General features: G+C 65.2%; 22 protein-coding genes and 1 riboswitch. Of the genes, 13 read left to right on the forward strand and 9 right to left on the reverse strand.

Annotation, left to right across the window (positions count from 1 at the left end; translation table 11 throughout):
* Positions 1-16: 16 nt before the first annotated feature.
* From VGH41_RS01820 to cobG, 5 genes are all read right to left on the reverse strand, one after another.
* Positions 17-943, reverse strand: coding sequence for a flagellar brake protein (locus VGH41_RS01820; RefSeq protein WP_331595629.1), 927 nt, complete (start codon positions 941-943; stop codon positions 17-19).
* A 158-nt stretch (positions 944-1,101) separates the two neighbouring features.
* On the reverse strand, positions 1,102-2,895 hold the full coding sequence (gene cobJ, locus VGH41_RS01825) for a precorrin-3B C(17)-methyltransferase (protein WP_331595675.1): 1,794 nt from the start codon (positions 2,893-2,895) through the stop codon (positions 1,102-1,104).
* On the reverse strand, positions 2,892-3,623 hold the full coding sequence (locus tag VGH41_RS01830; protein ID WP_331595630.1) for a precorrin-2 C(20)-methyltransferase: 732 nt from the start codon (positions 3,621-3,623) through the stop codon (positions 2,892-2,894). The genes cobJ and VGH41_RS01830 overlap by 4 nt, the downstream gene beginning before the upstream one ends.
* Positions 3,624-4,250, reverse strand: coding sequence for a precorrin-8X methylmutase (locus VGH41_RS01835; protein ID WP_331595631.1), 627 nt, complete (start codon positions 4,248-4,250; stop codon positions 3,624-3,626).
* Complete coding sequence (gene cobG, locus VGH41_RS01840) at positions 4,243-5,625, reverse strand: precorrin-3B synthase (protein ID WP_331595676.1); 1,383 nt, start codon at positions 5,623-5,625, stop codon at positions 4,243-4,245. Before cobG ends, VGH41_RS01835 begins: the two co-directional genes overlap by 8 nt.
* Before the next feature lie 117 nt (positions 5,626-5,742).
* A riboswitch (cobalamin riboswitch) is annotated at positions 5,743-6,046 on the reverse strand.
* Between the two features lie 84 nt (positions 6,047-6,130).
* On the opposite strand from cobG, the gene cbiE reads away from it, so the two are divergent.
* From cbiE to cobM, 6 genes are all read left to right on the forward strand, one after another.
* A complete protein-coding gene (gene cbiE, locus VGH41_RS01845) occupies positions 6,131-7,378 on the forward strand; it encodes a precorrin-6y C5,15-methyltransferase (decarboxylating) subunit CbiE (protein ID WP_331595632.1) in 1,248 nt (415 codons plus the stop codon).
* On the forward strand, positions 7,378-8,466 hold the full coding sequence (locus VGH41_RS01850) for a cobalt-precorrin-5B (C(1))-methyltransferase (RefSeq protein WP_331595633.1): 1,089 nt from the start codon (positions 7,378-7,380) through the stop codon (positions 8,464-8,466). Before cbiE ends, VGH41_RS01850 begins: the two co-directional genes overlap by 1 nt.
* Positions 8,467-8,585: 119 nt before the next feature.
* Complete coding sequence (locus tag VGH41_RS01855; protein ID WP_331595634.1) at positions 8,586-8,822, forward strand: type II toxin-antitoxin system Phd/YefM family antitoxin; 237 nt, start codon at positions 8,586-8,588, stop codon at positions 8,820-8,822.
* The gene (locus VGH41_RS01860; RefSeq protein WP_331595635.1) at positions 8,819-9,214 is read left to right on the forward strand and encodes a type II toxin-antitoxin system VapC family toxin; all 396 of its coding nucleotides are present in this window, start codon (positions 8,819-8,821) and stop codon (positions 9,212-9,214) included. Before VGH41_RS01855 ends, VGH41_RS01860 begins: the two co-directional genes overlap by 4 nt.
* A gap of 144 nt (positions 9,215-9,358) precedes the next feature.
* A complete protein-coding gene (locus VGH41_RS01865; protein ID WP_331595677.1) occupies positions 9,359-10,081 on the forward strand; it encodes a cobalt-precorrin-6A reductase in 723 nt (240 codons plus the stop codon).
* 61 nt (positions 10,082-10,142) lie between these two features.
* Positions 10,143-10,874, forward strand: a complete 732-nt coding sequence (gene cobM / locus VGH41_RS01870; RefSeq protein ID WP_331595636.1) for a precorrin-4 C(11)-methyltransferase — start codon at positions 10,143-10,145, stop codon at positions 10,872-10,874.
* Between the two features lie 124 nt (positions 10,875-10,998).
* On the opposite strand, the gene VGH41_RS01875 is transcribed toward cobM, so the two are convergent.
* Positions 10,999-12,474, reverse strand: a complete 1,476-nt coding sequence (locus tag VGH41_RS01875; protein ID WP_331595637.1) for a sodium:solute symporter — start codon at positions 12,472-12,474, stop codon at positions 10,999-11,001.
* The gene (locus VGH41_RS01880) at positions 12,471-12,686 is read right to left on the reverse strand and encodes a DUF3311 domain-containing protein (RefSeq protein WP_331595638.1); all 216 of its coding nucleotides are present in this window, start codon (positions 12,684-12,686) and stop codon (positions 12,471-12,473) included. The genes VGH41_RS01875 and VGH41_RS01880 overlap by 4 nt, the downstream gene beginning before the upstream one ends.
* A 372-nt stretch (positions 12,687-13,058) precedes the next feature.
* On the opposite strand from VGH41_RS01880, the gene VGH41_RS01885 reads away from it, so the two are divergent.
* Both VGH41_RS01885 and VGH41_RS01890 read left to right on the forward strand, forming a co-directional pair.
* A complete protein-coding gene (locus VGH41_RS01885; RefSeq protein ID WP_331595639.1) occupies positions 13,059-13,730 on the forward strand; it encodes a MarC family protein in 672 nt (223 codons plus the stop codon).
* A 140-nt stretch (positions 13,731-13,870) separates the two neighbouring features.
* Positions 13,871-14,704, forward strand: coding sequence for a class II glutamine amidotransferase (locus VGH41_RS01890; protein ID WP_331595640.1), 834 nt, complete (start codon positions 13,871-13,873; stop codon positions 14,702-14,704).
* Positions 14,705-14,712: 8 nt separating this feature from the next.
* On the opposite strand, the gene VGH41_RS01895 is transcribed toward VGH41_RS01890, so the two are convergent.
* Together VGH41_RS01895 and VGH41_RS01900 are read right to left on the reverse strand one after the other, a co-directional pair.
* Positions 14,713-16,467, reverse strand: a complete 1,755-nt coding sequence (locus VGH41_RS01895) for a cobaltochelatase CobT-related protein (protein ID WP_331595641.1) — start codon at positions 16,465-16,467, stop codon at positions 14,713-14,715.
* Positions 16,464-17,696: an AAA family ATPase gene (locus tag VGH41_RS01900; protein WP_331595642.1), complete on the reverse strand. Its 1,233-nt coding sequence runs from the start codon at positions 17,694-17,696 to the stop codon at positions 16,464-16,466. Before VGH41_RS01900 ends, VGH41_RS01895 begins: the two co-directional genes overlap by 4 nt.
* A 247-nt stretch (positions 17,697-17,943) precedes the next feature.
* On the opposite strand from VGH41_RS01900, the gene VGH41_RS01905 reads away from it, so the two are divergent.
* The 5 genes from VGH41_RS01905 (at position 17,944) to VGH41_RS01925 (ending at position 24,433) form a co-directional block, all read left to right on the forward strand.
* A complete protein-coding gene (locus tag VGH41_RS01905; RefSeq protein WP_331595643.1) occupies positions 17,944-19,044 on the forward strand; it encodes an NAD(P)/FAD-dependent oxidoreductase in 1,101 nt (366 codons plus the stop codon).
* Between the two features lie 278 nt (positions 19,045-19,322).
* Positions 19,323-21,206: an allophanate hydrolase gene (gene atzF / locus VGH41_RS01910; RefSeq protein ID WP_331595644.1), complete on the forward strand. Its 1,884-nt coding sequence runs from the start codon at positions 19,323-19,325 to the stop codon at positions 21,204-21,206.
* 28 nt (positions 21,207-21,234) lie between these two features.
* Positions 21,235-22,332 (forward strand): BMP family ABC transporter substrate-binding protein, encoded by a 1,098-nt coding sequence (locus tag VGH41_RS01915; RefSeq protein WP_331595645.1) that lies wholly within the window; start codon positions 21,235-21,237, stop codon positions 22,330-22,332.
* Between the two features lie 60 nt (positions 22,333-22,392).
* Positions 22,393-23,511: an ABC transporter permease gene (locus VGH41_RS01920; protein ID WP_331595646.1), complete on the forward strand. Its 1,119-nt coding sequence runs from the start codon at positions 22,393-22,395 to the stop codon at positions 23,509-23,511.
* Positions 23,504-24,433 carry an ABC transporter permease gene (locus tag VGH41_RS01925; protein ID WP_331595647.1) on the forward strand — a complete coding sequence of 310 codons (930 nt, stop codon included), beginning with the start codon at positions 23,504-23,506 and terminating at the stop codon, positions 24,431-24,433. Before VGH41_RS01920 ends, VGH41_RS01925 begins: the two co-directional genes overlap by 8 nt.
* Positions 24,434-24,493 lie beyond the last annotated feature (60 nt).

A 24,493-nucleotide genomic window follows, 5' to 3' on the forward strand; every position in this document is an offset into this window, starting at 1 on the left:
GGCTCCACGAACACCGTTACTTGCCGCCGTTGGTCCAGTAAAGCACGTCGTCCTGACGGTCGAACACGTAGACCTTCATGGCCATCTGTTGCGTGACGTCGAGCTGGTCCAGTTCGAGGCCGTGGACGGCCGGCTCGCCGGACGAACCCACTTGCACGTTGCGGATGATCGCGCCGGTTTCGATCTGCGTATCGAGGTCTTTGGACGAGAGCCGGAACGCCAGGCGCAAGCGGTCGCCGACCTTGCCGAGGGCCCACGACGCCGTCAGCGACATGCCGAGCGCGCTGATCCCCTTGGCCAGACCGACCCCTTCGTAGCTGTCGCCGGTCTCGCCGATCCTGTAGCGAACCGCGAGATTCGCGCGCACGCGGATCGACTTACGCTCGCGCAGACGCCGGATCACGCCGGGTTTCGACAGCACGACGTAATCGAACGGCAAATGACAGACCGCTTCGACCGTACAGACGAACCGGAACACCGCCTGACTGGCGATGGCGACGATCTCGACATTCGCGCCCACGCCGAGCGGCAGGATCTGGCCTTCGAACAGCGGTGGCGTGACAAACAGCGCCTGGTTGGGCGCGAAGCCGATGATGCGGCAGGGGTGCATCGGCGAGGCGCTGCCGACGTGCTGACGCACGCCGATCAAGGCTCCGATCGTCAGATGCATGTCCTTGACTGCCAGCGGGTCGAGCTCGCCTCTATTCGAGCCGGGCGAGCCGTCCGGTCGCGCCGGATCGGCGATATCGCCGCGCTGCGGCTTGAAGTGGTCGAACAGGAACTTGCGCTCCTCGACCCCGACCAGCACCGTGCCGGCGCCGAGCAGCAGCGTTCCGTCAGCATCGACGATCGGCCAGTCAAGCGGGCTGCCTACTGGTACGCTGTCGAGACTGAGCGCGGCCAGTGCCGTCCCGACGGGTGACTCCACGGTATTCTCGTTCATTGGGGTTCTTGGTAACTGAATCGAGTGGCGGGTAACAGGGTTAACGTCATCTGCATTAACGGCAACGCTACTCAAAGCTTTAGTATTTTTATTTGGCCGGTAGCGATTTTATTGAACGGCTTCAGTTCGGCCCGTTCGATCCGCCTGGGCGCGTGGCCTTACTCATACCAGCGCGGGGTATAAACCCATTCGCCCGCCGTGCCCCGCCTGAAACCACGGGTCGTGGACGAGCCAATGATCACCATGGTGCGCATATCCACATCCGCCGCGCGCAGATCACCGAGGGTCAGCGTTCGCAACGACGCCCCCGGCCGGCCAATATCGCGCCCGAGCACCACTTTCGTGGCGGGCGTGCGGACTTCGCGCACGATCTCCAGCGCCTTATCCAGTTGCCAGGGCCGGGCGCGAGAAATCGGGTTATAGAACGCCATTACCAGATCGGCCTGGGCGGCGTGGCGAAGCCGCGTTTCGATGATCGACCACGGTTTCAGGTTATCCGACAGCGACAGCATGCAGAAATCGTGTCCCAGCGGCGCGCCCGCCTGGGCGGCGGTTGCCAGCGCGGCGGAGACGCCCGGCACGATCGAGAGCTCGACCGCGGACCAGCGCGCATCCTGCGCGCCCTCCAGCGCTTCGAGTACCGCGGCGGCCATCGCAAACACCCCTGGGTCTCCCGACGACACCACCGCCACCTTGCGCCCCGTGCTTGCCAGCTCAAACGCATGACGGGCCCGCTGCATTTCCTCGCGGTTGTCGCTGCAATGCAGCTGTTGATCCGCGCGGAACGGGCCGGCCATGTTCACGTAGGTTTCGTAACCGAGGATGTCGGTGGCTTCGTTCAATGCCGTGCGTGCGGCGGGCACCATCAGTTCCGCACTGCCGGGGCCGAGGCCGATCACCGTCAGACGGCCGCGCGGCCGGCCCAAGGTGGCGGGGTCGAGCGGCGCGCGGCCGAGTGCGAGGGCGACGCCGGCATCAGCGTCATGCTGCAGCACTTCATAAGGCACCCGCAGCGCGGCTCTGAGCAAGGCAGAAGGATCCTGCGGCGACGAGTGCGCAGTCGTCGCGGCGCGCATGTCGTCACTGGCTGGGTTGCCGGCCGCTGGTTCGTCGAGAACGGGCGTGTCATCGCGTGGTTCGGCAAACCGCAGCGGCACGCCCAACGTATCAGCGGCTTCGGGCAATGCGGCGTCGCCCATCCACTCCACAGGAGCGAGCAGCGCCGCAAGCGCAAGCGGGGCGAGCCGATGCATGTGCAACGCCGCGTGCACCCGCTGAACGACTTGCTCGGCGGTGCCGCCAGCGCAGATCCCATGTCCAAGCGCCGCAACCACACTGCGCGGATGAATCACCAGCTCATCCATGCGCCCGTCCCAGACGTGCGGCGTGACGCGAATCGCGAGCCGCGCGGCGTCCGTGCGCGGCAGTTGCGCGTCGTCGAGCCAGGGCGCGTCGCCTTCCACGCGGGTGCTTTCGCCCGCCAGCAAGTCGGAGACAAAACGTTTGCCTTGCGCAAGACTCGCCAAGGCATACCCTTCGGGCGGATTCAGCACGCAGGTGCCGAAGCGCAACTCGCCGCTCGTCGTAATGGCCGGCGCGATCTCAAGCGCACCGGCTATCTCACGCGCCATCACGTTCACCCCGGCGAGGCCACCCAGCAAAGGCACCACGGCGCTGCCATCTTCGGCCACCGCCAGCACGGGCGGCTCGACGCCCTTGTCGGTCAGCATGGGCGCCACGCAACGAATCACGATTCCCGCTGCGCACAGCGCGACGATCGGCGTGCCGCGCGCATACAGGTCACGCAAATGCGCGCCGAGCTCGGAGTATGCGAGGTCCGCCTCGACACGTCCCCGCAGCCCGTGCACCTCAGCCCCCGGATAGCACGCCTGCACGCGGCGCGCCGTCGCCAGTGCACCCGTGCCGAGAATCACGATGGCGGGCGGTGTCATCCTTGCCATTTTTCCCCCGGCACCACCAGCAGCGAGAAATACGGCGACGCCATGGGATCGACCTGATCCAGCGGCACGATGCGTTGATTCGCCATCGTCGCGCGCTCGACATACAGCGCGCGCTCCGCGAGTCCCAGCTCGCCGAGCACGCGCCGCACCTTGTCGAAATTGCGGCCGAGCTTCATCACGACGGCTGCGTCGGCATCGGCAAGACGCCTGCGCAGTTCGGCCTCCGGCAGCACGCCGGACAGCACTGCAAGACTCTGATTGCGATACACCAGCGGCGAGCCGAGCACCGCCGCGCCGCCGAGCATCGAGCACACGCCGGGCACGACCTCGGCTTCGAAGCGCGCCGCCAGCCGGTCATGCAGGTACATATACGAGCCGTAGAAGAACGGATCGCCTTCACAGATCACTGCGACGTCGCGACCGGCATCCAGATGGGCGGCGACGATTTCCGCGGCGGTATCGTAGAAGTCCGCAATGATGGCTTCGTACGACAGCGGCGGTTCGAGCGCTTCGGTCGTCACCGGATACACCAGCGGCAGGTGCTGCTGGCCGCTGGAGAGATGCGCTTCGACGATCCCGAACGCATTGCCTTTCTTGCCCTTGGCGACGAAATACGCCACCACGGGTGCGGCTTTCAGCAGCCGCAGCGCCTTCAGCGTGATCAGTTCGGGGTCGCCGGGGCCGACGCCGAGTCCGAACAGACGTCCTGGTGTGGCCATTTATTCGATCTCCGAAGCAAGTGCGTTGACTGCGGCGGCGGCCATCGCGCTGCCGCCGCGCCGTCCCTGCACGATCACGTAAGGCACCCCGCGGCTGTCTTCGGCCAGCATGGCTTTCGATTCCGCCGCACCCACAAAGCCCACCGGAAAACCGAGAATCAACGCGGGGCGGGGCGCGCCGGCATCGAGCATCTCCAGCAGGTAAAACAGCGCGGTGGGCGCATTGCCGATCACCACCACGCTGCCCGCCAGATGCGGCCGCCACAATTCGAGCGCCGCCGCCGAGCGGGTATTGCCCAGTTCGCGTGCAAGCCCCGGCACGCAGGGGTCGCCCAGGGTGCAGATCACCGGGTTCTCCGCGGGAAGCCGGGCGCGGGTGATGCCTTCGGCGACCATGCGGGCGTCGCACAAAATGGGCGCGCCGCGCACGAGCGCCGCGCGGCCCGCGGCGGCGGCGCCGGCGGAAAAGCGCAGTTGGTCGATCACGTCGACCATGCCGCACGCGTGGATCACCCGTACGGCGAGTTTTTCGAGGTCGGCGGGGATGCGCGACAGGTCGGCCTCCGCGCGGATCGTCGCGAAGGATTGGCGATAGATCTCCTGACCGTCGCGGATGTAATCAAGCATCAAAAGGGCTCCGGGCGAGCCGCGCGAGCGCGTCGGCGGCCTGTTCAATCGTCAGATGGCGCGCGACGCAGCGTCCGAAACCGGGTTCGCCGTCGTCGCGTCGATAAAGGTCGTAGCGGCCGGCTTGCGCCGCCAGCAGCGTGTACGGCGCGCGGTGCGCCGCGGCGCACGAACGCGGGCAGCCGCTCAGGTGCACCTGCTCGACGTGGGCCGGCAGCAGTGCAGCGAGGCGCAAGGCGTCGGCTTTGGTGTCGGCGAGACCCTTGATGCAGCCGGACGAGCCGGCGCAGGCAATCAGTCGTGCGAGCGGCTCCGCGCGGTCGCACGCGAGGCCAGCTGCCTGGAAGCGCGCCAGCACGTAAGGCAAGGCTTCGGCGACCACGTCCGGCAGCAGCACGCTTTGCCAGGGCGTCATGTGCAGCGCGCCGTTGCCGGCGTCGTTGGCGAGTGCGGCAAGGGCGAGCAGCGTCGCGGCGTCCATGCGACCAAGCGGCGGCTGTCCGCCGACCTGCCACATGTCCGCCTCACGCTGCGGATGCGCGCCGAAGCGCAGCGAGGCGTCGGCAGGTGCGCGTCGCCAGCCGGCGAGGGCGGGCTCGTGCGAAAGCGGGAAATCGAGGTAGCTTTGCGCGCGCTGCAATACGGCTTGCACGGGGTGCAGGGCAAGCAGGTGGCGCATCCGCGTGTGATCGGGCGCGGCCAGATCGAGGAAGGTGTGCAGCAGTGCCTTGACCACAGCAGGGACTTGCGACGGCCGGACTTCAGCCAGCGCGGGCGTGCAGGCGGCGTCATGACGGGTGACCGGCGGGCAGCCTGCCAGGCCCAGCACGAACCGTGGGCCGTCGTCAGCGGCACGCGCCGCGAGCCACACATCGTGCGGATGCTCGAGCATCGCCAGACGCTCGCCGCCGTCCAGCGACACTGCGAACTTCGGCGACAGCGCCGCGAAGCGCGGCTCGCCCTGCAGCACGGCGAGAATCTGCGCGGCCAGCTCACGCGTGTCGAACAGCGCATGCGGATCGCGCCCGGCGCTTGGGCTGATCATCAGATTGCGCACGTCGTCAGCCGCTGAAGCACCGAGACCGCTTTGCACATCGTCAAGAGCGGGAGACGGTGTCGGTCCAAGTCCGGCATCCACCAGCGCCGCGATCAACGCCGCCTCCTGCCCGGCACGCACGCCGCGCACCTGCAGATTGGCCCGGTTGGTGACCTCGATCACCCCCGCCGCGTGATGCTGCGACGCCTCCCCAAGCGCCACTGCCTGAGCGGCTAGCAGCACGCCGCCCGGCAGCTTGATCCGGCAGATGCCGCCATCGCGCGCAGGCACGATGCGCAGCAGCCCCGGACAAGCCGAGGGCCGTGCTGCAACGGACATAGCGGAGGAAAAGGAAGCGTGAGTCAAGAGAGCACCGGGTTAGCGTCGCGTGACGGCCCGAGCATCTCATTGAAGAGCAATGCTGCGGCATCGGTACACCCCGCCCGATGAAGGCTGGCACGAACAGTCTGGCCGGCAGGTCTCCTGGCTGGCAGTGGTAGTCCGTGCCGGGCTTCTAGAAGGCCCGCCTTGGTCGGGGCCGGCCTTTCCGGGGGCCGGCCTTTCCGGGGGCCGGCCTTTCCGGGGACCGGCCTTCCCGGGGGGCGCCCTCTCCGTGGGCGGCTCTCCCGGGGGCCGTTTCTACGGGGCACCGGTGGCGCAGAATCAGGCGCGGACTCGCTGCATACAGTTGCGGGGGCAGCCACAGTATCACTGTGTTCCCTGTTGGGCCCCGAAGGGCACCGGCGACACGGTATTATGCCTTTTTTCGACCAGCGCAACGAGGCTGCGGCCTTGATGGGCGCGCCGCGCGGCTCAATTCAAGACAAAGTATGAGGATGGATCCATGCCGGCATGGCTGACCGTGGTGGGCATTGGCGATGACGGTTTTGCCGGTCTGGGGCGCCCGGCCCGTCGCGCGCTGCTCGATGCCGCCGTGATCTATGGCGGCGAGCGGCATCTGGCGATGCTGCCCGCGCGGCTCTCCGCGCGCCGTGAAAGCTGGCCGCGTCCTTTCGATATCGCGCCATTGCTGGCGCAGCGCGCGCGGCACGACGGCTCGGTGTGCGTGCTGGCCAGCGGGGACCCGATGCTGTTCGGCGTGGGCGCGACGCTTGCGCGTCAGCTGCCGGCCGGCGAAATGCGGGTGTTGCCGGCGCCGTCGTCGCTGTCGCTCGCGGCCGCTCGGCTCGGCTGGCCGTTGCAGGACGTGGCGACGGTCTCGCTGGTCGGCCGGCCGCTGAACACCTTGAGCGCGTATCTGCATGACGGCTCGCGTCTGTTCGTATTGAGCGCCGACGGCGCTACGCCCGGCGCGCTGGCGGCGCTGCTCAAATCGCGCGGCTTCGGCGCGACGCGCATGATCGTGCTCGAACACCTTGGCGGCGAGCGGGAACGGCGTATCGACGGACGCGCGGAGGCGTGGTCGGGCGAGGCCGTCGCGGCGTTGAACCTGGTCGCGCTCGAATGCCGCGCAACCGAAGGCGCACCGCGTCTGCCGCTCACCCCCGGCCTGCCCGACGAGGCCTTTCTCCACGACGGCCAGCTAACCAAGCGCGACGTGCGCGCCATGACGCTCGCACGTCTTGCGCCGACGCCCGGCGAACTGCTGTGGGATGTCGGCGCGGGCAGCGGCTCGATCGGGATCGAATGGATGCGCACGCATCAAACTTGCCACGCCATCGCGATCGAAGGACATGAGGAGCGGCAGCGTTTCATCGAACACAATCGCGACGCGCTCGGCGCACCGGCTCTGCAGCTGGTCGCGGGCAGGGCGCCTGACGCACTGGAAGGACTGCCCGCGCCCGATGCGGTATTTATCGGCGGCGGCGTGACGACGCCGGGCGTACTGGACGTGTGCTGGGCCAGTCTGCGCCCCGGCGGCCGGCTGGTCGCGAATGCGGTCACGCTGCAGGGCGAAGCCGCGCTCGCGGCATGGCGCGAACAGCACGGCGGCACCCTGACGCGCATCGCGTTGGCGCATGCCCAGCCGCTCGGCGGCTTCGATACCTGGCGTCAGACGTTGCCCGTGACCGTGCTGGAAGTGGTCAAGCGTCCCCTCGTCGCGCGCACCTCGACGGACGGCTCGACCTGATGCGCGAAGAGACTCCCGAACAACCCGCTCCGCTGCGCAGCGGCTACACCACCGGCAGCTGTGCGACGGCGACGTCGCTGGCGGCGGCGCGGCTGCTGCTTACGGGTGTCGTCAGCGAGGTGGCGGAGATCGTTTTGCCCAAGGGCCAGCATGTGCCGCTGCGGCTGGTGTTCTGCCGTCTCACGGACGATGGCGCGGAAGCCGGCACCATCAAGGATGCCGGCGACGACCCCGACGTCACGCACGGCGCCGTCGTGTTTGCCCGCGTGCGCCTGCGAGCAGAGCCAGGCGTGGCTTTCCATGCGGGGCCGGGCGTGGGCACGGTCACGCGGGTCGGGCTGACGCTCGCCGTCGGTGAACCGGCGATCAACCCGGTGCCGCGCCGCATGATGACCGGGCATCTCACGGAGCTCGCCGCCGAATATGGCTATGCGGGGGGCTTCGATGTGACGATCGGCGTCGAAGGCGGAGCGGAACTCGCGCTCAAGACGATGAATCCGCGCCTGGGAATTCTCGGCGGCCTGTCGATTCTCGGCACGACCGGCATCGTCCGGCCGTTTTCGTGCTCGGCATATATCGCCTCGATTCATCAGGGTATCGACGTGGCGCGCGCGAACGGCTACATGCATATCGCGGCATGTACCGGCAATGCCAGTGAAGACGCGATGCGCGCGCACTATGGCCTGCCGGAAATCGCGCTGATCGAGATGGGCGACTTCGTCGGCGCGGTGCTCAAGCATATGCGGCGCGCGCCGGTCGAGCGGCTCAGCGTGTGCGGCGGCTTCGGCAAGCTCAGCAAGCTCGCCGCCGGGCACCTGGATCTGCATAGCCGGAATTCGAGTATCGATTTGCCGCAACTGGCAACGTGGGCGCTCGCGCATGGTGCGGACCCCGAATTGGCCGATGCGATCCGCGCGGCCAATACCAGCCAGCAGGCGATGGCGCTCGCACGCGAGCAGGGTGTGCCGCTGGGCGATATCGTCTGCCGGCGCGCGCTGCAGGTGGCGCGCGATATCGTGCCGGCCGAGGTGACGGTGGAGATGTTTGCAATCGACCGCCAGGGGACGATTGTTGGGGCGGCGGCATAGAGACGCGAGGCGCGTCTTCCAGAACCTCCGTACGGCCGACTCGGCTTCGTCGAAAATGACCCCGGTGTCTAGTCATTTTTGTTGCAATTATGACCAGGGGCAGTGACTATGGAGGAATCATGGAAGGCAATCACGTATCGAAGTCTCAATTCAAGGCAAAGGCGCTCGAGTTTTTTCGTCAGATAGAAGCGTCGGGCGAAAGCGTGATCGTGACGGATCACGGCAAACCGGCACTTGAAGTCCGGCCTTACCGGAGCCCGGAACGCAATCCGCTCGACGTATTGCGCGGCTCGGTGGTGCGGTATGAAAATCCCACGGACCCGGTAGCAGAGGGCGACTGGGAGGCCTGGCAGTGATCGTTCTGGACACGCATGCGCTGGTTTGGTGGGTGTCAGGAGATCCGACACTGAGCAAAAAGGCAAAGTCCGCAATCGAACGTGAGCTGGACGGCGGAGACATCATCATTTCGGCAATTTCCGCGTGGGAGGTTGCCATGCTGGTCGAACGCGAGAAGCTTGTCCTGTCGATGGACGTCAGTAGCTGGCTCGATACCATTGCGGCCATCGATGCTGTGCGCTTCGTGCCCGTCGACGTGGAAATCGCAACGAAGTCAGTCGACCTTCCGGGCGAATTTCACAAGGACCCTGCTCACAGGATGATCGTGGCAACGGCACGCAAGTTCGCGGTAGCCCTCGTAACAAAGGACGAAAAAATTCGCGCCTACGCTCACGTAAAAACGATCTGGTAATCGCGAAAGCAAGGCGCCTTCGCCCAGTTCCCGCGGCCACCAACGACTGGATGGGTACCTCTTGGGTGTCCGTCAGTGTCCGGCAGTGGCCTGATTCCTGCACAGGCCGACGAAGATGGACACTCTGTAGCATTGACCGAACTCATGACCCGCATCCTTCTCCTCGGCGGCACCGGCGACGCCTTGCAAATCGCCCGTCAACTCGGCCCTGAACACGTCTACAGCCTGGCGGGCCTGGGCAAGGTGCCCACCGAGCTTTGCTGTGCGGTCCGGGTGGGCGGCTTCGGCGGGGCGGATGGCCTCGCGCGTTACCTCAAGGAAGCACACATCACTTTGCTGATCGACGCGACGCATCCGTACGCCGCGCAAATCAGCTCCCATGCATCGAGCGCCAGCCGCGCGGCCGGCATACCGTGCTGGGCCTTGCGCCGCCCGGCCTGGCAGGCTCAGCCCGACGACGACTGGCGCATGGTCGACAGCTGGGCCGAACTGAGCACAGTACTCAACCCATTCGCGCGACCGCTCTTTACGCTGGGCCGTGAACCCTTGGCGCATCTGGATGAGATCCCCGCGCATCAGTACTGGACCATTCGTTGTCTCGATGCCCACCCGGGCAACGCCCATGCGCGCATCATCGATGCGCGCGGCCCATTCACTCTCGACGGCGAGCGCGATCTGGTCGCGACGAGCCGGATCGACGTCATCGTCAGCAAAAACAGCGGCGGTGCCGCAACGGAAGCAAAGCTCGACGTGGCGCGCGAACACGGCCTGCCGGTGATCATGTTGCGGCGCCCCTCATTGCCACAGGTCGAACGCGAATTCGCCTGTTCCGCCGACCTGCTGGCCGCGCTACGCCAGTTGCCGTAATGACGCACACGCCGGACGCAAGGCGCGCGAGGCAAACCACCATCGAATCACGGAGTCTTGCATGACGGTGTTTTTTATTGGCGCGGGCCCGGGCGATCCGGAGCTCATCACAGTCAAAGGCCAGCGTCTCGTGCGCAGTTGCCCGGTCATCCTGTATGCCGGCTCGCTGGTCCCGGCGGCCGTGCTGGAAGGGCACGCCGCCACCCAGGTCGTGAATACCGCCGAGCTCGACCTGGACCAGATCGTCGCGTTGCTCAAAGCCGCGCATCAAAGCGGCCACGACGTGGCGCGTGTGCATTCCGGCGACCCATCCTTGTACGGCGCGATCGGCGAGCAGATCCGCCGGCTGCGCGAGCTGGAGATTCCCTATGAGATCGTCCCGGGCGTCACCGCGACGGCCGCCTGTGCCGCCACGCTCGGTTGCGAGCTCACGCTGCCGGATGTTTCGCAGACGCTGATACTGACGCGTTTCGCCACCCGCACCCGCATGCCGGAAGGCGAGCAATTGGGCGACCTCGCGCGGCATCGGGCGACCATGGCCATTCATCTGGGCGTGCGGCATCTGGCGCGCATCGTCGAAGAACTCAGGCCGCACTATGGCGATGACTGCCCCATCGCAGTGATCTACCGCGCCAGCTGGCCGGATGAAGAGAAAGTGACAGGGACGCTGGCGGATATCGCAAGCAAGGTGCAGGCGACGCACATCGAAAGAACCGCGCTGATTCTGGTGGGACGGGTGCTGTCGGCAGAAGGGTTCGCCGACTCCACGCTGTACGCGAAGGACAACCGCTAGTCACGCAAACTGCGGCCTGCGCTCACACGCACACACGCTCACACGCACACACGCACACACGCTCACACGCACACACGCACACACGCACACACGCATGAGCGCATGAGCGCGGGCCCGCTGCACGTCAATGCACCTGAGCGTGTGATTGCTTGCTCGAACGTGGCTGGGTCACCGCGCTCACCGCGACAAACACCAGAATGTTCAATGCCAGCGCCACAAAGCCGATGTTCACGTCCTTGGCGCTATCCGGCAGGAAGGGGAACAACTGGCCGACGCCGATATGCAGCAGGGTGGTCGCCGCCACCACCAGCACGCCCACCAGAATCCCGCAGAACGCGCCTTGCCGGGTGGCCCGGTTGTGCGGTGCGAGGCTGCATAGCATGGCCGGGAACAGTTGCGTAACAAAGCTGTAGCCCATCAACAGCAGCGCAACAATGGTCTCGCCGCCATGCAGCGTGAAGCCGACCGCCACCAGCGCGACCACCGGCACGAGCATGCGCGCGAGCTTCGTGACCGTCGCGTCGGCGGCATTGCGTTGCAGCATGCCGCGGTAGACATCGTTGGCAAGCAGCGTCGAGGCGGTGTTCAGAATCATCGAACCGGGCACTAATGCCGTCAGCACACCCGCCGCGCCAATCACGCCGACGAACCACGGATCGAAAGTCTGCAGCGACAGCCGGAACAGCGACAGGTCGATATCACCGCCTTTCAGACCCGGCACTTTGAGCACCGCAGCAAAACCGACGAAGAACACGAACAGCAGGATCAGCTGATAGAGCGGCAACACCATTGCGTTGCGGCGGAAAATGCGTTCGTCCTTCGCGGTGAATACCGAGCCGAACGTATGCGGCCACATGAAAAAGCCCAGTGCGGTGAGCAGTACGGTGGACTGGAACCAGCTCACGCTCGACCCTTTGGCTGGGAAGGTGAGAAAGCCGGGCTTGGCGGCGTCGATGGCATGAAACATCGAGCCAAGGCCGCCGTAGTAATGAAACGGCATGTAGATGCCGAGAAACAGCACGATCGCGAGGATCAGCGTGTCCTTGACCACTGAATTCCACGCCGAGCCGCGCACGCCCGACACGATCACATAGCACGTGACCACCGCCGCGCCGATCCACACCGCCGTGCTCGATGAAATCGCCCCATACGAAGTGGTGGCCACGATAATGCCGAGGCCCTTGAGTTGCAGCACGAGGTAGGGAATCAGCGCCGTTACGCCGACCAGCGCCACCAGCACACCCAACGCGGGGCTGTCGTATTTGCGCGCGAAGAAGTGCGGCTGCGAGACGAGGCGCTGCGCTTTTGCATAGCGCCAGACGGGTGGCAGGAGCCAGTAGGACAGGATGTACGCGAGCGTCGCATAGGCGAGGATGTAGTAGACCGGCGCGCCTTTGCCATACGCAAAGCCACTGCCGCCGAGAAACGTGAAGGTCGTATAGATTTCGCCTGCCATCAGCAGGAACACGAAGGCCGTGCCGAAGCTGCGGCCGCCCACGGTCCACTGCTCGAGACTCATATCGTGGCCGCGCCGCGCGCGCACGCCCAGGTACAACGCGAACAGCGTGACGGCGGCGATGATGACGAGAGCGCTGCTCATGATCGGGCCTCTTGCGCTTCGGCGTCGCTTTGACGGTTGGCGGGATCGAGCCGGTAGACGATGCCCATCACGAGCGCGGTGAGCACGACCCACAGCACGATCCAGGCAAGCACGAACGGCATCCCGAGGACGAGCGGCTCGACACGATTGACGAACGGCACGCCGAGCAGAATGCCGATGAACGGTAGTGCAGCAAGCAGGCGAAGGGGCATGGGCAATTCCTCAAACGGATTGGGTGCGTTTCGTAAAGCCAGTCTTCCGTGCCGACTTTATGCCTCGCGGGTTGGGTACGTAAAGTTGGTCAAAAAAAGCCGGGAAAAAAAAGTGCCTCAAAACACTGTTGGCCGATTGAAAGAGTGCGGTGAAAATGCCATGGCGAGCTATGATTAGACCTGCGAGCGCCGGCGCCTGCCGGGGTCCATTGACGTCCACTGAGGCCCGCTGGAATCCCGACAGGACGGCAATCGCAACAATCGACCGGACTGGATAGATGCGTGCAATGGTCCGGTCAGACAATAATCCAAGAAGGCTCGTTGCGTTCCTGCGGGAAACCATGAGCCGACCTTCGAGGCGGATCGCAAAACATGGTGGAAAGTCTGATCTCGGACATTCTGTTTGGCTTTACCGGATTGATCAGCATCATCAATCCATTGGGCATCGCCTTCGTGTTCCTGGACCGGACTGCATCGCTCACCACGGAAGAACGCACGGCACTGGCGCGCAAGATAGGCATCAATGTCTTGTGTGTGTTGCTCGTGGCATTCTTTTTCGGCACCCCGGTGCTGCATTTTTTCGGCATTTCGATGCAGGCGCTGCGCATCGGCGGTGGCCTCGCGGTCGCGGTGGGCGGCTGGAACATGCTCAATGCGCCTGATACACCCGTTGCAACGGACGCCCCCGTCAAACGCGTCGACGCCGACAATGCCATGTCGAAGGCTTTCTTTCCCTTTACCATTCCGCTGACCACCGGACCGGGTTCCATTGCCACGGCTATCGCGCTCAACGCGAATCGCACGCACAAGCTATCGGAGTTCGTGTTGTCGAGCATCGCGTCGGTGGCGATCTCGCTGATCGTCGCCGTCGTGGTGTACATCACGTATAGCCGTGCGGTGGTGTTTGCCCGTTACCTTGGCGTGGAAGGCACGAAAGTGGCCATGCGTATCTCGTCGTTCCTGCTGTTGTGCATCGGCGTACAAATCATGTTGACCGGTTTCTCCGAGTTTCTGATTCCGATTGCTCAGTTGCAACCGAAATAGTTGAGTGGGCTGCTGAGGCGTGCGCGGCGCCTGGGTGTCACTGGTTGCAAAACGTAGAACACACCGCAGCACACCCGCTCGCTGCAAGCGCACGCGCGGCGACGTATGCTATGCCGAACGCAAGCTAACAGGAGCCCCCCATGTGCCGCTGGCTAGCCTACACAGGAAACCCCGTCCAGCTCGAGACGGTGCTGTTTCGCGCCAAACACTCGTTGATCGATCAAAGTCTGCATTCGCGGATGGGGCACACCACTACCAATGGCGATGGTTTCGGCATCGGCTGGTATGGTCATCCCACCGACATTCCATTTCGCTACCGCTGCATGCAGCCCGCGTGGAGCGACCGTAATCTGCGCGAAGCGGCCCGCGCGATTCATTCGCCGCTGTTCGTCGCACACATTCGCGCCGCGACCGATACGCCCGCGCAGGAGACCAACTGTCACCCGTTTCGCTACGGACGCTGGCTCTTCATGCACAACGGCCTCGTGCGTAACTACCCCAGCGTGCGACGCGAATTGATGCTGGCGATCAGCCCCGAGCTGTTTCCCTCCATCGAAGGCTCAACGGATTCAGAGGTGCTGTTCTATCTGGCGCTGACCTTCGGGCTCGAACTCGCACCGGTCACCGCGCTCGAACGGATGGTCGGTTTTGTCGAGGCCACCGGACGCAAGTACGGCATCGAACAGCCGCTGAACATGACCGTCTGCGCAACCGACGGCGAGCAGATCGTCGCCGTGCGCTACTCCAGCGAACGCGCCTCGCGCTCGCTCTTTCACAGCACCTCGTTCCGGCATCTGCACGAGTTGTATCCGGACGACCCGCGCATAGTGGCGGCGGGCGACGACGCCTTCCTCGTGCTCTCGGAACCGCTCGTGGATCTGCCCGGCTGGTGGGAGGAGATACCGGAGAGCACGGTGGTGGTCGCGCGTGGCGGCAAGATCGACCAGTATCCGTTCGAGCCGCAGCTGGCCTGATGCGACGGCTAGCGTGTCAGCAGCATCGCGCTCAGCACGGAAAACACGGTGGCCGGCAATTCGGCCAGCCGGCTGACGACGACGTTGTGCGGATAAAACGCCTCCACCGCGTCGGTCAGCACGCCAATCCCCACCAGTTCGATGCCGCGTTTCTGGATCGCCGTCACGCGTTCGCGCAGATCGCTGCGCAGCACGCGCGGATTGCCGTCGCCGGTGGCCGGATAGCCGTCGGAGAAAACCATCAGGATGCGCCGCTCAGCCCGATGGTCCGCGAGCCGGGTCGCCGCCCAGGCGAGCGCTTCGCCATCCGGATTTTCGTGGCCGCAATCGATGCCGGTCAACCCGCTCAGATCCGCTGAGCCAAAGCGTTTGTAGACCTGCAGATCGAGCCGCTCAACCAGACGGTTATAGCGCCGCAGATCCACGCCCGCAGCGCGCTGGCGTTCGTAAAGCTGCTTCATCTGCGGCGCTTCGATCGAACTGTAGCCAAGCACCTCGCAGTCGAAAGCCAGTTGCGTGAGCGCATCGCACAAGGCCGCGGCGCACAGCCGCGCCAGTTCGATCTTGCGGCCGGCCATCGAGCCGCTGCGATCGATCAGCAGCGTCACTGCCACATCCCGCCCCCTGGTGGCGCGCGTGACCTTGAAGGGCGTGCGATAGCCCGGCGACGTGGCGAGCTTCGCGAGCGATGTGCGGTCAATCTCGCCACGCTCCTGGTCGCGCCGCCAGCGGGTGCGTTCGTCTGCGCTCAACGCGCGTTCGAGCCTCGCCTTGAGCTGCGCGGTTTCGGCGCGAGCCCGCGTGCGCAGCTCGCGCCAGGCGGCCGTATCGCCGAGACCGGTTTGATCGTTGATGACGTCGAATTCCGTGGCGAGCGGAAGCGACATCAACGGCAGTGTTACGGCCTCGGTTGTTCGCAGCGTGCTGTCCGTGCGCGCGGCAGAGGGCTGCGCATCGGCGAGCGCGTGGCCCATGCCGGCGCCGTTCAGCGCCTCGGCGCCGCCGCGTGCATCCAACGGTGGCGAGGCGTTCGCGGCAGGGTCCTGAGCGGCGCGCGTGCCGTCGCTTTCGAACGGCTCGAATGACCCTTGAGCCGTATCAGTATCGATGTCCTCGCCGGTCCCGACGGTGAACATCATGCTGTTGACGTCGCCGGCCGACAGTGCCCGCACACGCGCCAGAATCTCATGCGCGAGCGCGATGCTGGCGCTGGTCGAGCCACTGCGGCTCGCCCGTTCGAGCAGATCCTGCGCGGCGAGCAGGGCGGCGGACAACGACTGGCTCGTTTCACCGGCACTCGCCGGCTCATCCCATAGCGCACGCTCGACGCGCCAGATAAAACGCTCACGCCAGCGCAGACGACGCCATCGTTCCAGCGTCTTCGCTGCCGCATGCTCGCGCAGCTTGCCGATGAACCAGCGCGCCCCGGGGTACTCATCCAGCAACAGGGCACACACCCGGCGGTCTTCGATCACCTGCGCAAGATTCGTGACCACGCCGCGCGGCAATGCTTCGAGCTGAGGCAGTGACGAATGCCTGGCACGCGCCACCAGCAGATCGAGGTAGCCGACCAGTACGTCCGTCGAAAGGCGCTCGCCCAGTTCATAGTCGGGAATCACGATCCGGCCAGGCTCCACGCGCGGCCCCTCCGGGCTGAACACGACCGTCACGCCGTATTGCCCCGTGAGCACGCGCGCGATCTTGCCGAGCGCGGATTCGAACGCGAAACCTCGGGACTCGCGCGCCGCATGCATGAGCTTCATCCGGCGGGCGCGATGTGATGACGGATGATGCCGCGAATCAGCGTGGCGTCTTCCGGGCTGACCTTGGCATAGATGGCGGGGCCTGCCGCGCGTTCCGGGTCGCCGGTGCGCAGCATCAACTCGGCCCAATCCAGCAGGCGGCGCGTGGAAAACGCGCTCGTCAGGTCCTCGCGCGCGAACGCCGCGCGGCAATCGGCGGCAATCGCGGCGAGCGTCTCGGCGAGCGGTTGCGTCATATGCGGGGCGAGGGTGCGTATCAGAACGTCAGCCTCTTCAACAGGGCTCAGATAGTCGAGCAGATAGACGCGCCACCGGTCGAGAAACGCCTCGTTCATCAGATTCGCACCTTGGTACAGATGGCGGTACTGGCTCATCGCGCCCACCGCATTCGCGGTGGCGAACAGGCGAAACGCCGGATGCGGCGCGACGATCTCGTTGCCTTTTTCCTTGAGCGTGAGGCGGCCGTGCGGTTCGAGCACAGCGGTGAGCGCGGCCAGAATGGACGGCTCGGCAAAGTCGATTTCATCGACGATCAGCCACAGCCCTTCGCGCATTGCCGTGGGCAATACGCCGTCGACCCAGATCGTCTCGCCGCCCTTGACGGTCCAGAAACCGACGAAGTCGCCCACGGTCGTCTGTCCATTCATGTTCGAACGCACCACGCCATGCCCCGAGCGTGCCGCGACTTGCTCGATCAGACTGGTTTTGCCCGCCCCGGTGTGGCCGATCAGCATCACGCGCCTGTTTTCGACGATGTCTGCGACGATGTCGTCAAAGCGCCCGGAAAACAGATAAGCCGGATTGACGCGCGGCACGAGCGGACCGCCGGCGCCGCACGGCACGCTCAGCTGGCCGATCGACACCGTTTGCGCCGCCGTCCCGTGCGAGCCGTCGCGAGCTTCGCGCAGCCTGGCAGACGCCCGCGCAGCACGCTGCAACTCCGGCATAAAAGCGGTACGTTGCTGTGTGTCCCCTGCGGGCGCCGCATCGAACGTCTGCACAGCAAAGCCTTCGCGATGCCACTTCTTCAGCTTCGCACGCAGGTTTTCCGAATCGACCACCAGATCGATATCGACTGCCGCCTCGCCGTTCAGGCCTTCAACGCCGTGTTCGAGACGAAAAGTATTGGGCCGGTCCGCCACGCTGACGCGCCACCATTCGGCGCCCGTGTCCGTGCTGCGCAGATACAGGCCAAGGCGATCGTCTTTCGTTAGATCAGGTGCATTCATCGTAATGTGTCAGTCCGTTCAGCGAGGCGGGCAGGGAGCGAACGCGTATCTTATCCCGCGGCCGCAGAGGACGACGGCGACGACGCGCATGGCCGCCGGAGCAAAGGGCCATGTGCCCACACCGGTCGTGGTGTCATCGTTGCCGTGTTGTGGCCGAGTCTGTATGGTGGATGGACCATGCGCGCACAGATCGCGCACAGATCGCACCCAGGCTGCACCCAGACGCGCTCAACACCAGGGACACCGAATGACCTCCGAAGCGGCTTCATCTTCCCTTTCATCTGCGGCACAGGACGCTTCCTCTGCGGCCGGTTCTGCCAGTGCCGTGACGAAGACCGACGTGCTGATCGTCGGCGCGGGTCCGGTCGGGCTGTTTGCGGCGTTCGAAGCCGGCGTGATCGGCCTGTCGTGTCAGATCGTGGACGCGCTCGACAAGGTAGGCGGTCAATGCACGGAGCTGTATCCGGACAAGCCCATCTACGATATTCCGGCCATTCCGTCATGCACTGCGCGCGAACTGGTCGAACGTCTGCTCGTTCAATGCCATCCATTCGATGTGCCGATTCATCTCGGACAGCGCGTGGATACCGTCGAGCAACGCGACGACGGCCGCTGGACCATCCAGACGCGCGAAGGCATGAGCTTCGACGCGGCAGCAATCATGCTCGCCGCCGGCAACGGCGCGTTTGCGCCGCAGCGTCTCGCGTTACCCGAAGCGGTGCCGCTGGAAGGTCGTCACGTGCACTACAGTGTCCGCACGCTGGCCGATTTCGCGGACCAGACCGTGGTTGTCGCGGGCGGCGGCGATTCCGCGCTGGACTGGGCGCTCGCGTTGCGCAAGGTGGCGCGCAAGGTCACGCTCGTGCACCGGCGCAACGGTTTCAGCGCGGTGGATTCCAGCGTGGCCGAGATGCGGCGCGCGGTCGAGGCGGGCGAAATGGACTTCATGGTCGGCGCCATCGCGGGGCTGAACGCGCCGGACGGCGAGCTTCAATCGCTTGAAATCAGACAGATAGGGGGTTCGACGCAGCTCGATGCCGGGCACCTCGTCGTGCTGTACGGTCTGGTCGCGGACCTTGGACCGGTGGCGAACTGGGGCTTGAGTCTGCACGCCGGCAAGGTGGACGTCGACACGTCCAACTACGAAAGCTCGCGGCCGGGTATCTTCGCCGTCGGGGATATCGCCAACTATCCAAACAAACAGAAGCTGATTCTGTCCGGCTTCCACGAAGCTTCGCTCGCCTTACGCAAGGCCTACGCTTATGCGTACCCCGACAGGAAACGCGTGCACGTGCATTCCAGTTATGACGCGAAGCTCGCTGAGCGAGTGGCGGCGAGTGCGGAGTAGGCAAGAGCGGCTGCCTCGGCTGCTCCTGGCCCTTATCCGGTGACCACCAGGCACGCCCCGATCCACGACGGTTCATGAACGCCCCGTTGTGGGGAGCGCTGCACAAACATCGGCCGCCCGCCGATGGCACGAAATCTCCGCGCAAGTCCCGCTCGCGGCTTCTGCACATCCCGCGCACGCCCGCTGCATAAGCCTTTGCGGCATTCGCCGCTGCGCTGCCACATGCATGGCACACCTTCTGCTTAGTTGAGTTCAAACTTGTATTCAAGATTGAACTCATGACGCTCTCACGCAAAATTCAGGCAGTTTCTTCGATCAAGGCGCTGAGCGCACTTTATGCAGCCGGCCAGTTGACGCCAAAGCAGTGTATCGAAGCCACGCTGCAACGGATCGATGCCGTCGATCGCCCCGAAGTATGGATTTATCGCGTCGCAGCCGATGCGCTGTACGCGCGCGCCGCCGAGCTCGCGGCGCTGTGGGCCGACGCGGGCGCTGCGATCTTCGAGCGCATGCCGCTGTTCGGCGTGCCGTTTGCGGTGAAGGACAACATCGATGTGGCCGGCATCCCCACCACGGCCGGGTGCCCCGAGTTTGCCTACACGCCCGCTGAGTCGGCGTTCGCGGTGCAGCGTCTTCTGGATGCCGGCGCCATCCTGATCGGCAAGACCAATCTGGATCAGTTCGCGACGGGCCTCGTCGGCGTGCGTTCGCCCTATGGCGCCGTGCGCCAGGTCGAGTTTCCGGAGCGTGTCTCGGGTGGCTCGAGTTCCGGTTCGGCAGTGGCCGTCGCAGCGGGCTGCGTGGCGTTTTCGCTCGGCACGGATACGGCCGGGTCGGGCCGCGTTCCGGCGGGCTTCAATGAACTGGTGGGTCTAAAGCCGTCGATCGGGCTGGTTAGCAAGCGCGGCGTCGTGCCGGCCTGCCAGAGTCTCGACTGCGTGTCGATCTTCGCGCACACCGTCGACGATGCCTGGCACGTGCTGAGCCAGATGGCGAAGTTCGACGCGCAAGACAGCTACTCGCGCCATGTTCCTGCACTTGGCCTGCTGCCGAAGCCGGCGCGCATCGGCGTGCCTTTGCGCGCCGAGTTCTATGGCGACGCGCACGCGGCACAAGCCTTCCACGCTGCGCTCGATACGCTGTGCACGCGGCTCGCCCCAAGCCCGGCTCAGATCGATCTCACGCCTTTCACGCAAGTCTCGGCGCTGCTTTATGACGGTCCGTGGGTCGCCGAACGGCGCGCGGCGATCGGCGAATTCTTCGACGGGCATCGTGCCGCGATCGATCCGGTGGTGGCTGGCGTCGTCGCGAAAGCCGACCACTTCAGCGCCGTCGATGCCTTCGACGCGCAGTATCGCCTCGCCGCGCTTAGGCGCGAGGCGCTGAAGGTGTTCGACGAAATCGATGTGCTGATCGTCCCCACCACGCCGACGCATCCGACCATCGCCGCTGTGCAGGCGAATCCGGTGGAGCTCAATAGCCAGCTTGGCTACTACACGAACTTCGTCAACCTGCTGGATCTGTGTGCCCTCGCTGTGCCGTGCGTGCGGCGTGACGACGGCTTGCCGGCCGGCGTCACGTTGATCGCCCCCGCTGGTGCGGACCAGCGGCTTGCGGTGCTTGGCGCGCAGATTCAGGCGCTGTTTTTCGACGGGCTCAACGCGAGTGAGACCCCTCCCATCAAGCAAAAGCCGCTGCCCTCCGACGAACCGTCGATCACCCTCGCGGTAGTGGGCGCACATCTGCGCGGCGAGCCGTTGAACGGGCAACTGCTCGAAGCGGGAGCGCGTTTTCTCGAAGCCACTCACACCACGCCGGACTATCGCCTTTACGCGCTGGCCGGCACGACACCGCCCAAGCCCGCGCTCGTGCATACGCCGGGCAATGCGCAAGAAGCCGCGGTGCAGACACCGGTAGGACCGATCGCCATCGAACTCTGGCAAGTCCCGCTGCGCCTGTTCGGAGCCCTCGTTGCGCAAGTGCCGGCCCCGCTTGGCATCGGCACCGTGCGCGTCGCGGATGGGCGCAGCGTCAAAGGCTTCATCTGCGAGCCGGCAGCCGTCACGGCGGCAGCGGGCGCACGCGACATTACGCAGTTCGGCGGCTGGCTGGCCTACCTCGCCAGCCTCGCCGCGCCCACTGCCGTCACAGCCAACCCATAACCCTCAACCACACGAGACCGACTACGCCATGAGTAATCGTCGCCACTTTCTCAAGAATGCCAGCCTGCTGACGCTCGGTGCAGTGCTGCCGTTCGAATCGGTTTTCGCCGCGAGCAAACTGACTGTCGGCGTGATCTACGTCGGCGCGCGCGGCGACTATGGCTATAACCAGGCGCAGGCCGCCGCGGCCAACGTGATCAAGACGCTGCCCAACGTCAAGGTGGTCGAGGAAGAGAACGTGCCGGAGACCATCGCGGTGCAGAAGTCGATGGAGGCAATGATCGAGCAGGACGGCGCCACGCTGATCTTCGCCACCTCGTTCGGCTACTTCGATCCGCACGTGCTGAAGATGGCCGCCAAATATCCGAACGTGCGCTTCGCGCATTGCGGCGGTCTGTGGAAGCAGGGCAATCCGTCGAATATCACTAGCTATTTCGGCTACATCGACGAGTGCCAGTATCTCAATGGCGTGGTCGCCGGCCATATGTCGAAGAGCAAGAAGCTTGGCTTCGTCGCCGCCAAGCCGATCCCGCAGGTGCTGCGCAATATCAACGCGTTCACCTTGGGCGCGCAGTCGGTGGACCCGTCGATCACCACGCACGTGATCTTCACCGGCGACTGGTCGATGCCCGTCAAGGAAGCCGAATCGGCCAACAGTCTCGTCGACCAGGGTTGCGACGTGCTGACCTGTCACGTCGACGGCCCGAAGGTCGTAATCGAAACCGCCGAGAAACGCGGCGCGATGAGCTGCGGTTATCACGCGAGCCAGGCCGCGCTCGCGCCGAAGGGTTATCTGACCGGCGCCGAATGGGATTGGGCTACGCCGTACAAGGAACTCGTCGCGGGTGCCCAGGGCGGCAAGCCGCAACCGAACGTGCTGCGCGGCGGCCTGAAGGAAGGCTTCGTGAAAATGTCCGCATATGGCGCGAAGGTCACGCCGGACGCGAAGCAGAACGCCGACGCGATCAGGTCGAAGATGATGTCCGGCGAATTCGTGATCTTCAAAGGCCCGATCAAGGACAACAAGGGCGGGGTGGTGGTCGCCAGCGGCACGACGCACGTGCAGACCGACTACACGCTTGAAAGCATGAACTACCTGGTCTCGGGTGTGGTGGGCCAGATCTGATGATGTACACGTGGTCCAACCCGCCGTCCGACCCGTCCGACCATTTATCGAGGAGCGGCCATGCGTCCTAATGCGAGTTCTGCCCGGCTGATGCTCGGCGCGCTGCCCGCGTTGCCCACCCTATGCGCGCTTGCCGGCACGCTGTCGTTGTTCTGGTTGTTCCTGCTGGTGCAGGGCGCGCCTGCGCTGGATGCGATCGGGCTGATCTTTCAGGGCGCGTTCGGCTCGTCGTTCGCGTGGCAAAGCACTTTGCTGCGCGCCTCGCCACTGATGTTGACCGCGTTGTGCGTCGCATTGCCGGCGCAAGTCGGACTGATCGTGATTGGCGGCGAGGGTGCACTGGCGCTCGGCGGCCTGGCCGCGGCGGTGGTGCCGCAGTGTTTGCCGGCGGGCACCTCGTGGCTGATCGCCACGCCGTTGATGGCCGTTGCCGGCATGCTGGCGGGCGGCATCTGGATTGGCGCAATCGGCGCATTGCGGCAATGGCGCGGCGTCAACGAGACGATCAGCAGCCTGTTGATGTCGTACATCGCCATTGCGTTGTTCAAGCATCTGGTGGAAGGCCCCTTGCGCGATCCTGCGAGTCTCAACAAGCCTTCGACGCTGCCGGTGCCCGATGCCATGACGATTGGCTCGCTGCCGGGACTCGAAGTGCATTGGGGCTTGCTGTGGGGTGTGCTGGCATGTCTCGCCGCGTGGGTGTTCGTCAGGCACAGCACGAAAGGCTTTGCGATGCGCGTGGTGGGCGGCAGCAACCGGGCGGCGCGTCTGGTGGGACTGCCGGTTGGCATGCTGGCGCTCGCGGCGTGCTCGATGGGCGGCGCGGCCGCGGGTCTCGCGGGCATGTTCGAAGTGGCCGCCGTGCAGGGTAGCGCGAATGCGTCGCTGCTGGCGGGCTATGGTTACAGCGGCATTCTGGTCGCGTTCGCCGCACGGCAGAACCCGCTCGCCATCGTGTTGTGCGCGGTGCTGATTGGCGGCATCGAGGCGAGCGGCAGTCTGCTGCAGCGGCGGCTCGATTTGCCGGATGCCACCACGCTCGTGCTGCAAGGCTTGCTGTTCGCCAACCTGCTCGCGTGGGAAGCGCTGGGCGGACGCATCGTCGCGTGGCGCGTGAAGTTGCAGGCCCTCGCCGTCACTGAAGAAGCCCCCGTGCAACTGGAGAAAACGCATGCCTGATATGCACTCGCCCGTGGTGGTCCTGCTCCTGTCGCTGCTGGCCGGCGCGATTCGCGTGAGCACCCCGTATCTGTTCGTGAGCCTCGGCGAATGTCTGACGGAGAAAGGCGGCCGCGTCAATCTCGGGCTCGAAGGCATTCTCGTGTCCGGCGCGATGAGCGGCTATGCAGCCTCGTATCTGTCCGGCTCGCCGTGGATCGGCGTGCTGGCAGCCGGGATGGTGGGACTGCTGTTCGGCTGTCTGCACGGACTGGTGTGTTCACTGCCGCGCGTCTCCGATATCGCCTTCGGCATTGCGTTGATGCTGCTCGGCACGGGCCTCGCGTTTTATCTCGGCAAGCCGTTTATCCAGCCGCAGGCGCCCATGTTGCAATCCATCGACCTCGGCGCATGGGCCGCGTCGTCGCCGCAACTGCATAACGCGCTGCATATCAATCCGCTCTTCGTGATCGGCATCGTCCTGGCGTTTTTACTGCAGTGGGGATTGCGCAGCACGCGCTGGGGCATGACGCTGCGCCTCGTTGGCGATCACGCGGAAACCGCGCGTGCGATGGGTTATCCGCTGACGCGCATTCGCATTGCCGCAACCGCGGTAGGTGGCTTTTTTGCGGGCGTGGGCGGGGCATATCTTTCGCTCGTGTATCCGGGCAGCTGGAACGAAGGGCTATCGAGCGGCCAGGGGTTGATGGCCGTCGCGCTGGTCATCTTCGCGCGCTGGCAGCCGTTGCGTTGCCTGTATGCCGCCTTGCTGTTCGGCGCGGCAGGTGCACTGGGACCCGCGTTGCAGGGTATCGGCGTGACGAGCGGGTATTACCTCTACAACGCGGCACCCTACGTATTGACGCTCGTGATCATGATCATCAATTGCCGCCCCGATCGCACGCTGAGCGGCGCGCCCGGCGAACTGAGCCTGACCCGCTGATGCCTGGGCCGACGCTCATATCGACTTCAAGCGCCCACGCCATTGCCAACCTGAAGAGTT

This window comes from Paraburkholderia sp. (assembly GCF_036488795.1).
Classification (GTDB): Bacteria; Pseudomonadota; Gammaproteobacteria; order Burkholderiales; family Burkholderiaceae; genus Paraburkholderia.